At 69.0% G+C, this 10,370-nt stretch carries 11 protein-coding genes; 8 read left to right on the forward strand and 3 right to left on the reverse strand.

Annotated features, from left to right (window positions below; genetic code table 11):
• The first annotated feature begins 1 nt into the window (after position 1).
• The 3 genes from ACXJKR_RS14830 to ACXJKR_RS14840 are packed head-to-tail and all read left to right on the forward strand — an operon-like array spanning position 2 to position 2,837.
• Positions 2-148: a 2-oxo acid dehydrogenase subunit E2 gene (locus ACXJKR_RS14830; protein WP_457323488.1), complete on the forward strand. Its 147-nt coding sequence runs from the start codon at positions 2-4 to the stop codon at positions 146-148.
• 16 nt (positions 149-164) lie between these two features.
• Positions 165-1,964, forward strand: a complete 1,800-nt coding sequence (gene lpdA / locus ACXJKR_RS14835) for a dihydrolipoyl dehydrogenase (RefSeq protein WP_457323478.1) — start codon at positions 165-167, stop codon at positions 1,962-1,964.
• Positions 1,965-1,970: 6 nt separating this feature from the next.
• Positions 1,971-2,837: a BPSS1187 family protein gene (locus ACXJKR_RS14840; protein ID WP_457323479.1), complete on the forward strand. Its 867-nt coding sequence runs from the start codon at positions 1,971-1,973 to the stop codon at positions 2,835-2,837.
• Here ACXJKR_RS14840 and ACXJKR_RS14845 read toward each other — a convergent pair.
• The gene (locus ACXJKR_RS14845; RefSeq protein WP_457323480.1) at positions 2,834-3,475 is read right to left on the reverse strand and encodes an FMN-binding negative transcriptional regulator; all 642 of its coding nucleotides are present in this window, start codon (positions 3,473-3,475) and stop codon (positions 2,834-2,836) included. The genes ACXJKR_RS14840 and ACXJKR_RS14845 overlap by 4 nt on opposite strands.
• Before the next feature lie 100 nt (positions 3,476-3,575).
• Between ACXJKR_RS14845 and ACXJKR_RS14850 the strand changes: the two genes are divergently transcribed.
• On the forward strand, positions 3,576-4,541 hold the full coding sequence (locus tag ACXJKR_RS14850; protein ID WP_457323481.1) for a LysR family transcriptional regulator: 966 nt from the start codon (positions 3,576-3,578) through the stop codon (positions 4,539-4,541).
• Here the strand turns inward: ACXJKR_RS14850 and ACXJKR_RS14855 are convergent.
• Together ACXJKR_RS14855 and ACXJKR_RS14860 are read right to left on the reverse strand one after the other, a co-directional pair.
• A complete protein-coding gene (locus tag ACXJKR_RS14855) occupies positions 4,538-5,110 on the reverse strand; it encodes a hypothetical protein (protein WP_457323482.1) in 573 nt (190 codons plus the stop codon). The two genes, ACXJKR_RS14850 and ACXJKR_RS14855, sit on opposite strands and share 4 nt — an antisense overlap.
• Positions 5,100-5,999 carry an HDOD domain-containing protein gene (locus ACXJKR_RS14860; protein WP_457323483.1) on the reverse strand — a complete coding sequence of 300 codons (900 nt, stop codon included), beginning with the start codon at positions 5,997-5,999 and terminating at the stop codon, positions 5,100-5,102. Before ACXJKR_RS14860 ends, ACXJKR_RS14855 begins: the two co-directional genes overlap by 11 nt.
• Before the next feature lie 126 nt (positions 6,000-6,125).
• Between ACXJKR_RS14860 and ACXJKR_RS14865 the strand changes: the two genes are divergently transcribed.
• From ACXJKR_RS14865 to ACXJKR_RS14880, 4 genes are all read left to right on the forward strand, one after another.
• Positions 6,126-6,746, forward strand: a complete 621-nt coding sequence (locus ACXJKR_RS14865; protein WP_457323484.1) for a transglutaminase-like cysteine peptidase — start codon at positions 6,126-6,128, stop codon at positions 6,744-6,746.
• Positions 6,747-6,759: 13 nt separating this feature from the next.
• Positions 6,760-8,685, forward strand: a complete 1,926-nt coding sequence (locus tag ACXJKR_RS14870; RefSeq protein ID WP_457323485.1) for a bifunctional diguanylate cyclase/phosphodiesterase — start codon at positions 6,760-6,762, stop codon at positions 8,683-8,685.
• Complete coding sequence (locus tag ACXJKR_RS14875; RefSeq protein ID WP_457323486.1) at positions 8,655-8,990, forward strand: hypothetical protein; 336 nt, start codon at positions 8,655-8,657, stop codon at positions 8,988-8,990. The genes ACXJKR_RS14870 and ACXJKR_RS14875 overlap by 31 nt, the downstream gene beginning before the upstream one ends.
• 98 nt (positions 8,991-9,088) lie before the next feature.
• The coding region (locus ACXJKR_RS14880; RefSeq protein WP_457323487.1) for a methyl-accepting chemotaxis protein at positions 9,089-10,370 on the forward strand (1,282 nt) is incomplete at its 3' end.

Raw genomic sequence — 10,370 nt, forward strand, 5'->3', positions numbered from 1 at the left:
CGTGTGGGACGGCAAGGCCTTCCAGCCGCGCCTGATCCTGCCGCTGTCGCTGAGCTGGGACCACCGCGTCATCGACGGCGCCGCGGCTGCTCGCTTCAACGTCTACTTTGCTTCGCTGCTCTCCGACTTCCGTCGGATCGCGCTCTAAGTCGGGAGCTGAACACATGGCAATCGTGGAAGTTCAAGTTCCGGACATTGGCGACTTCGACGAAGTCGGCGTCATCGAGGTGCTGGTCAAGGCCGGCGACACCGTCAAGGTCGAGCAAAGCCTCATCACCGTCGAGAGCGACAAGGCGTCGATGGAGATCCCGTCATCCGCCGCTGGCGTGGTGAGGGAGCTGCGCGTCAAGATCGGCGACAAGGTCAAGAAGGGTTCGGTCGTGCTGACGCTGGACTCGGCTGAAGCCGCTGCGCCCGCGCCGGTTGCGGCCGCTGCAGCGCCTGCACCGGCACCCGTGGCCGCCGCACCCGCGCCGACTGCTGCGACCTACTCGGGCAGCGCCGACCAGGCCTTCGACCTCGTCGTCCTCGGCGGCGGCCCTGGTGGTTACTCGGCCGCTTTCCGCGCCGCCGACCTCGGCTTGAAGGTTGCTCTCGTCGAACGTTACGCAACGCTCGGCGGCGTCTGCCTGAACGTCGGCTGCATCCCGTCCAAGGCGCTGCTGCACGTCGCGGCGGTCATGGACGAGGTCAGCCACATGGCCGACCTTGGCGTGGCCTTCGGTGAGCCGGAAGTCGACATCGACAAGCTCCGCGCCCACAAGAACAAGGTGACAGGCAAGCTGACCGGCGGTCTCGCGGCGATGGCCAAGATGCGCAAGGTAACCGTGCTGCGCGGCGTCGGCTCGCTGATCGACGCGCAACATCTCAAGGTCGAAGCGACCGAAGGCGCCGTGGGCCAGGCCAAGACCGGCGCGGCCCAGACCGTGGCCTTCAAGCGCCTCATCATCGCGGCCGGTTCGCAGGCTGTGCGCCTGCCTTTCCTGCCTGACGACCCGCGCATCGTCGACTCGACCGGCGCGCTGGRGATGCAGGTCGAGGCCGAGAAGATGCTCATCGTCGGCGGCGGCATCATCGGCCTGGAAATGGGCACGGTGTACTCCACGCTGGGCTCGCGCCTGGACGTCGTCGAAATGCTGCCCACGCTGATGACCGGCGCCGACCGCGACCTCGTCAAGGTCTGGCAGAAGTTCAACGCGCACCGCTTCGACAACATCATGTTGAACACGAAGACGGTCGGTGCCGAGGCCAAGCCCGATGGCATCTGGGTCACCTTCGAAGGCGAGGGCGCGCCGAAGGAGCCGCAGCGCTACGACCTGGTATTGYAGGCCGTGGGCCGCACGCCCAACGGCAAGAAGATCGGCGCCGAGAACGCGGGCGTCATCGTCGGTGACCGCGGTTTCATCCCGGTCGACGTGCAGATGCGCACCAACGTCCCGAGCGTCTTCGCCATCGGCGACATCGTCGGCCAGCCCATGCTGGCCCACAAGGCGGTGCACGAAGGCCACGTGGCGGCGGAAGTCATCGCTGGCGAACTGCTGGGTGACGAGAAGCTCAAGAAGAGCCAGTTCGACGCCCGCGTGATCCCGAGCGTGGCCTACACCGACCCCGAGGTGGCCTGGGTGGGCATCACCGAGGACGAGGCGAAAGCCAAGGGCATCAAGGTCACCAAGGGGCTGTTCCCGTGGACGGCCTCGGGCCGCGCCATCGCCAATGGCCGCGACGAAGGCTTCACCAAGCTGCTCTTCGACGAGGAAAGCCACCGCATCATCGGCGGCGGCATCGTCGGCACGCATGCCGGCGACATGATCGGCGAGATCGCGCTGGCCATCGAGATGGGCGCGGACGCGGTGGACATCGGCAAGACCATCCACCCGCACCCGACGCTGGGCGAGAGCCTGGGCATGGCTGCGGAAGTGGCGCACGGCTCCTGCACGGACGTGCCGCCGGTGCGCAAGAAGTAAGCAGCGATGCGTCGTCTGTTGCTGGGGGCGGCGTTGCTGCTGGCGCTCTCGGCACAGGCCGAGGAACGTTCGCTGCGGGTCGCGCCGCAGGCCACCGATGCGCGGCTCAAGGCCGATGAGCCGCCGCATTGGGTGGTCTACGACCCGGCGGTGACCGAGCCCCTGCTTGTCTGGTTGCCGGGTACCAACGGTCATCCCGCCAGCGGGCCGAAGGGCCTTTTCCAGGCGGTGCGATCCGCCGGCTTCCGGTTGGTCGGCCTGTCCTATCTGGACGATGTGGCCGTATCGCAGGTCTGCAAGGGACCGCGGCTGCAGGCCCATCCGACCTGCGCCGCGGCCTTCCGCCAACAACGCGTCTGGGGCGACGCGACCGCGGCGCCCATTGACGACCGGCCCGAGGATGCCATCGTGCCGCGGCTCACCCGGCTGCTGCGCCATCTGGCCGAGCAGGATCCGGCGGGCCAATGGGCCGGCTACGTTGATGGCGATGAGCCACGCTGGAGCCGCATCGTGCTGGCTGGCCAGTCCCAAGGCGGCGGCATGGCCGCCTTCATCGCCAAGACGCGCTCGGTGGCCGGCGTGCTGGACTTCTCCGGCGGCTGGGACCGCGAGGCCGGCGGCGAACTGGCCCGCTGGTATCGCCGTGCCAGCGTCACGCCGCCCGAACGCTGGCATGCGACCTACCACGTGCAGGAGACGGCCGCCGACCTGCTGGCGCAAAGCTATCGCCTGTTGGGGATCCCGCCGGCCCAGGTTCATGCGTTGGACCTGCCGTTGCGCCCGGGCGGCCAGCCGCATGGCGAAGGCATTGCCAACGCGGCCTATGCGCCGCTGTGGCAGCAGATGCTGAGGGCGGTGAGACCCGAGCCCTAGCGCGCGGCCTCCCGCACCAGCTCTTCATGCCGCCGCATCGCGGCGGCCAGTTGATGGCCGCCGTAGCGGGACAGGCCGGCGTAGGCGTCGGCCCGCGCATCGGCTGGGTCGCCCTGGCCCAGCTTGAACTGGGCGCGGGTCTCCAGGATGCGGGCACTGAAGGGCACGATGTACTGCGCCAGTTGCTCCAGCCGCGGCCCCATCTCGGCCGGCCGCCAAGCATTGGGGTAGGGTGCTTCGACATGGGCGCTCAGCAGCTCCAGCGCACGCAGCAGCTGTTCCGGGCTGTCCTCGATGCTGACGTCCAGTTCGAACTGGACGAACTCGTAGTTCCAGGTCGGTGCGTAGCGGCGGTTGCTCATCCAGCTGCTGGCGATATAGCCCTGCGCACCGGTGAAGGTGGCCAGGGCGCGCGGTTGGCGCTGCAGCAGGGCGAACTGCGGGTTGCGACGCGACAGATGGCCGATCAGCCGTGCTTCGCCGCTGGCCGCATCGCGCTCCAGGATCAACGGCAGCGGCGTGGCCAGCATCCGGCCCTCGTCGGCGCTGACGAGKGTGGCCAGCGGGAAGTCGGCCACCACGCGGTCGATCTCGCCACGGTTGGCGGGCTGGAAGGGAAGCTGTTCGTACATCGACATGGCGTGGTTTCTTGTTGTGCTGGGAAGGCCTGCAGTCTAGGAACGCGCTGAGCCTCCTACGTGTGCGAATTTGCAATTTGTCATTGCAAAATTGCTGGTCATGACAGCGCCCATCATCAACGACCTGAACTGGGACGACCTGCGCCTGCTGCAACTGATCGCCCAGCATGGCGGCCTGGCCAAGGCGGCCGGCGCGGGCGGCTTGAGCCATGCGACGCTGTTCCGGCGGCTGCGGGCGTTGGAGCAGAAGCTGGACCTGCGGCTGTTCGAGCGCCTGCGTGGTGGCTATGTGGCCACGCGCGCCGGGGCCGAGCTGGTCGAGTTGTCGCGCCGCATGGGACGTGAGCTGCATGTCGTGACCGAGAGCCTGCGTGGGCGGCAGGCCTGGCCTGGCGGCCTGCTGAGGTTCAGCGCGGCCGATACCTGGATGCAGGCCCTGCTGCCGCCGCTGCTGGCCAGCTACCAGACCCGGCATCAGGTCCAGCTGCAGGTGCGCAGCGGCAACGCGCTGCTGGACGTGCAGCAGGGCGAAACCGATGTCGCGCTGCGCTCCGGCGGGCCACCGCCGGAGTCGCTGGTGGGGCGCCGCCTGGCGCGTGTCGAGGCGACGGTCTATGCGTCCCGCAAGCTGGGCGGCGTCAGCGCGGAGACCCTGGACCTGCAACCCTGGGTGGGTGTCGACGAGGACCTGGCCCACCTGGCATCGGCCCGCTGGCTGGAGGGCCAGGGCCTGGGCCGCCAGGTGGCGGTGCGCACCAACAGCCTGACTCATGTTCGCCAACTCGTGCGTGCGGGCATGGGCCTGGGCGCCTTGCCCTGCTATCTCGGCGATGCCGACCCCGAGCTGCGTCGCGTGTTCGATCCGCCGCGCGACTGGCGCAGCGAGCTGTGGCTGCTGACCCGCGTGGAGCTGCGCCAGGTGCCCCGCGTCAAGAAGCTGTTCGAGCATCTGTACGAAGGTACGCGAGCGCTGCTGCCGCTGATCGAAGGGCGCAGCCCGCAGCCGGACACGCCTGAGCAGGAAGCGGAGATCCTGAAGCGCTGGAAGGCGGCCAAGGCCGGCTAGATGTTGGACGGATACATCGCCGGGCAGTTCGCCGTGCCGAAGCGGTCCACCGGGATCCGAAAGCGCATGCCCACGCGCAGCTGCTTCCAGCGCTCGGCGTCGACGCGGCAGACCCAGGCATGGTCCTCGCGGTCGCGCAGCTCGATCTCGAAATAGGCTTCGCGCTTGCTCAGGCGCTCGCTGCCGGGCTGGCCGGGTGGCGCCATGCGCAGCGGCGGGCGCGGCCAGTCGGGGCGCTCGCCGGGGCCGCCCTCGTTCTTGACGATCCAGCTGCGGCGCCAGGCCAGGACGTTGTAGCGGCAATGCTCGCCCGGCTCGGCGCGCTTGCCGGTGGGATCGGCGATGGTGCGGCGGCTGATGTCGAAAGCGCCCTCGGGAAGCTCGTCGCACCAGTCCGAGCCGGACTCGGAACGCAGCCGCTCGACGATGATCTCCATGCGCCAGCTGCGTTTGGTCAACTCGACGGCGACGCCGGACGGGCCGAACGCCCACCAGCCGACGATAGCCAGTGCCGCCACCACCATGGCGACCAGCACGATGACACGCAGGCGCGGGAACCTAAGCCGCATCGAACTGCGCGCTAATGGCCTCTTCCCACTGGGCCAGCTCTTCCCAGTCGATGTGCAGCCAGGCCATCGCAGCCTGGTGGTGGCCGGCCCAGTCGGCGTCCTCGGGCAGGCCTTCGTGGCGGCGCATCAGATGCTCGGCGATCAGGCCGGCGGCGATCAGCGTGTGGATCTCAGGCTCAATGCCGTCGTGGCCGAGGGCCGCGAAGTCGTGGTGCAGGCGGATGGCCGACATCAGCGGCGCCGGCAGGTTCCAAACGCGCACGACCAGCGCGCCGACGACGGCATGGTCGGTCTTGTGGTTGGCGTTTTCCGTGGCGATATAGGGGCGGTCGATGCGAGCGCCGGCCTCCACCATGGTGGCTGCATAGCCGCGCACGCTCTGCATCAGCACCGGCATGCCAACGTGCAGGAAGAGACCAAAGCTGTGCGCCAGGTCAGGCGACAGGCCTGGCAGCTGCTGGGCAATGATGGCCATCGCGATCGCGCGCTTGGTGCTGCGCTCCCAGAAGCGCGCCAGCTGTGGCGCGTTGACGGGGATGGCGTGCCGGGCCAGGAAGCCCGTCATGACGGCCACGCTCTCGCGCAGGCCGATGCGCGTCATGGCCTGGCCGACGGTGGTGCAGGGCAGGCCCACGGGCTTGAACAGCGGGCCGTTGGCGATGCGCAGCAGCGTTGCGGCCATGGCCACGTCGCTGGAGGCGATGCGCGAGACCAGGTTGAGGTCGGGTTCCGGCTGGTTCATGGCCTGCTGCAACTGCGCCAGCAACTCGGGGCAGGGCGGGATCTGGRTCTGCTGCAGGGGGCCACGGCGGCGCGACTGGTCGATGTCGTCGCGGATCTGCTGCGCACGAGTACGCAGGTCGTGGGAAGGTGCCGGGTTCTGCATCATCCAAAAATCTTATGGCGCTTCGGACATGTGCCGGCCGGGTACAGTGAATTCAACTGCAGCCCGCCGTCAATCTTGCCCACTTCCCCGCCTCGCGTCGCTTTCGCCCTTCGTCGGCATCGGTGGTGGTTGGCCGTCCTGGTGGCCGGGCCGGTGCTGGCGCTGGCGGCTTATGACGCGGCGCGTGTGCTGGAAGCTGCCGCCGCCCGCGGTCCCCGCGTCGTCGAGCAGGCCCAGGCCCTGGTGCAGCAGATCGAGCGCAGCGGCGTGAGCGAGGAGCTGCAGCGGCTCAAGGACATCAACGATTTCTTCAACCGCCGCCTGGCCTTCAAGGACGACGCCGTCACCTGGAACCTGCCGGACTACTGGGCCTCGCCGCTGGAAAGCCTGGAAAAGCGCGCCGGCGACTGCGAGGACTACGCCATCGCCAAATACTTCGGCCTGGCGGCCACGGGCGTGCCGACGGCCAAGTTGAGGATGGTCTATGTGCGGGCGCGGCTGCAGGGCCAGTCGCTCGCCCACATGGTGCTGGCCTACTATGCCCAGCCGGGCGCCGAGCCGCTGATCCTGGACAACCTGCGGCCCGAGGTGCTGCCCGCGTCGCAACGCACCGACCTGACGCCGGTGTTCAGCTTCAACACCGAGGGCCTGTGGCAGGGCGTGGGCCAGGTGACGGCGGGTGACCCGCTGGCGCGCCTGTCGCTGTGGCGCGAGCTGGTGGCCAAAGTGAGAGCGGAGGGATTCTTGTGAACGGGAGTGAGACATGTCGTTGATGCGGCAGATCGCCTGGCTGGTGCTTGGCGTGGTGCTGGCCGCGCTGGTGGGCGCGGTCGGCCTGTCCATGGTCTCCGCGCGGCAGTTGATGCACACCCAACTGGAGCTGAAGAACGCCGACAACGCCCAAGCCCTGGCCCTCGCCCTGTCGCAGCAGCAGGGCGACCGTGAGCTCATCAAGTTGCTGGTGTCGGCCCAGTTCGATACCGGCGCCTACGAATTCGTGCGCTGGCGTGGCGCCAATGGTGAGACCTTGTTCGAGCGTGCCGAGGCGCCGCGCCCGGGCCAGGCGCCGGCCTGGTTCCGCGCCATGCTGCCCATCGAAGCCGCGTCCGGTGTGGCCCAGCTGTCCAACGGTTGGAACGCCATCGGTGCGGTCGAACTGAAGAGCCATTCCAGCTACGCCCATGACGCGTTGTGGCTGACCTCGCGGCGCCTGCTGGCCTGGCTGCTCATCGTCGGCATCGTCGCGGCCGTGCTGGCCTGGGCGGGCCTGAGGCGCATCCGCCGCCCGCTGGACGCCGCCGTGGCCCAGGCCGAGGGCGTGCTTGCCGGCAGCTATGGCCAGGTCGTCGAGCCGCGCGTGCCGGAACTGCAGCGCCTCACCCGCGCCATGAACGCGATGGTGCAGCGCGTGCGCGACCTCTTCGAGGCCCAGGCCGGCCAGCTGCTGGTGCTGCGCGAGCAGGTGCACCACGACCCGCTGACCGGCGTCTCCACCCGCAAGCATTTCCTGGCCGAGCTGGATGCGGCCCTGCGCCGCGACGACGGCCCGGCGGTGGCTGGCCTGGTGCTGGTACGCCTGCGTGACCTGTCCGGCCTGAATGCCCGCCTGGGCCGGGGCGCTGTCGACGATGTATTGCTGACCGTCGTCTCGGCCCTGCAGGCTTATCCCGAGTCGGTGGCCGGTTGCCGCGTCGGCCGCCTGAACGGCGGCGACTTTGCGCTGTGGCTGCCGGCCGAGGGCGTGGCCGCCGAGACGGCCCATGCGCTGGCCGATGCGCTGCGTGCCAGCCTGCCGGCCTTCGGGCCCGGTGTGCAGGTGGCGCTCGGCGCCGTCGAGCTGCCACGCGAGCGGCCGAGCAACGTCTGGCTGGGCGAGGCCGATGCCGCGTTGGCCCGGGCCGAGCACCAGAGCGAGGCGCGTGGTGGCTTTGTCGTCGAAATCGTGGCCGACCCCGGCATTGGCCGCGAGCAGGGCGAGGGCCTGTGGCGTGCCCAGCTGCAGGAGGCCGTCAGCCAGCAGCGTGGCCGCCTGGTCGAGTTCCCGGTGCGTGACCGCGCCGGCCGCGTGCTGCATCTGGAGTGCCCGCTGCAGCTGCGCCTCGATGAAGATTTCCAGCCTGCCACGGCCTGGCTGCCGCTGGCCGTGCGGGCGCGCATGACGGCGCATGTCGACCTGCTCGCCGTCGGTCTGGCCCTGCAGGCCATCGCTGCTGATGGCAAGGYGCGCTGCATCAATGTGGCGCCGGTGTCGCTGGCCGACGCGGCCTTCCTGCCGCAACTGCGCGAGCTGCTGGCGCAATGGCCGCAGCCGGCGCGCTCGTTGTTGCTGGACCTGGCCGAGGCTGCCGCAACCGAGCATTTCGAGCGTCTGCTGGAGTTCGGCCGCCAGCTGCGGCCACTTGGGGTCAAGTTGGGCCTGGAGCATGCCGGCGCTGGGCTGGCGCAGGTCGAGAAGCTCTACCAAGCTGGGCTGGACTACGTGAAGCTGGACGCTTCGGTGCTGCTCGGCGTGGCCGGGGAAGCGGGGCGTGCGGCGTTTGTGCGGGGCATGGTGATCATGCTGCGCAGCCTGGCTTTGAAGGTGTACGGCGAAGGCGTGGTCGATGAGATGGATGCGCAAGCGCTGTGGGATTGCGAGCTCGACGGCCTCACGGGGCCTTGGGTGACGACCAGCCAGCGTGCCGGCTGACGATGTGCGCGCCCAGGCTGGGCCAGGGCCTGCACCTGCGCGGCGCCCAGCGCGCTGCCGTAGATGCGGGAATCCTGCAGCCAGCCGTTGAAGTGCGGGTCCTGGCCGTACTGCGTGCGGCCGAGCCATTTCTGTATCGCGCGGCCGCCAGCGTCACGTGGCCGACTCCCGGCAAGCAGGCAGCCGCCCAATGCCGTGCCGAGGTTCGCCAGGCGAAAACCTGCGAGCAGAGTGACAGGATCGCCAATGCGCAGCATCAACAGATCTCGTGCTTGATGGGGGGTGTTGCGGCGAGAAATGACTGATCCGTGGCATTGTTTGCACCTCATAGCTGTCAAATAAATCAGATATCAGGTCTCTCGGGTAACTTTCGGCATCGCCTTGGCCAACCCGAAGAGCCACCATGAACGTCTCCTCTTTGACCGTCCGCGCAAGACTCATCCTCGCCTTCGGTGCCGTGGTGGCGCTGCTGCTGCTGATCGCGGGGCTCGCCTGGCGGGCTCTCCAAACCGAGGCGGAGGCCTTCGAGGGCTACGTCACAGGCATTGACGCGCGCATGCGCGTCGCCAACGCGGTACGGCTGGCCGTGGACGAGCGCGCCATCGCAGCGCGCAACCTTGTGCTGGTCACGCAGCCGCAGGATCTGGATGTCGAGAGGGCCCGGGTGGAAAAGGCGCACGCCACGGCCTCCGAGCAACTCGGCCGGCTCCAACACATGGCCGAGGCCGCCGACGTGTCGGCCAAGGCGAAGGCGCTGATCGCCGACATCGTCCGCGTCGAGCAGAAATACGCGCCGGTGGCCCTGGGCATCGTCAAGCTGGCGCTGGAGCAAAAGCGCGACGAGGCCGTGCTGCGCATGAACGAGCAGTGCCGTCCCCTGCTGGCCGAACTGGTGCAGGCGTCGAGCGCCTATTCGGACTACACCGCGCAGCGCGCCGAAGAGCTGATTGAACAGGCGCAAGCGCGGGTCAGCAGCCAGCGCAACGGCTTCCTGGCTGTCGTCACCTGCGCCCTGGTGCTTGCCGCCGTCAGTGGCGCCCTCATCGTGCGCAGCCTGTCACGGGCACTCGGGGCCGAGCCGGCGGAATTGAGCGCGGCCGCGACCAAGGTTGCCGACGGCGACCTGAGCCCCGTGGCCGGTAGCGAGCGCGCACCGGTCGGCAGCGTACTGGCATCGCTGGGGGCCATGCGCGACAGCCTGGCCGGCATCGTGCAGCAAGTGCGCGAGGCGTCGGAGTCCATCGCCACCGGCTCAACGCAGATCGCGTCGGGCAACGCCAACCTGAGCCAGCGTACCGAAGAGCAGGCCAGTGCCCTGCAGCAGACGGCGGCCACGATGGAGGAACTGGGTACCACCGTGCGCCATAACGCCGACCATGCCGAACAGGCCAGCGAACTGGCCAAGACGGCGACGGGCGTCGCGGCCCGGGGCGGCGCCGTGGTGAGCGACGTCATCGCCACCATGCGCGACATCGATGCCGGCTCCCGAAAGATGGCCGACATCATTGGCACCATCGATGGCATCGCCTTCCAGACCAACATCCTCGCGCTGAACGCGGCCGTGGAAGCCGCCCGCGCCGGGGAGCAGGGCCGGGGCTTTGCCGTGGTGGCCGGAGAAGTGCGCACGCTGGCGCAGCGCAGCGCGGTCGCGGCCAAGGAAATCAAGGGCCTCATCGACTCCAGCG

The organism is Roseateles sp. P5_E11, assembly GCF_054049355.1.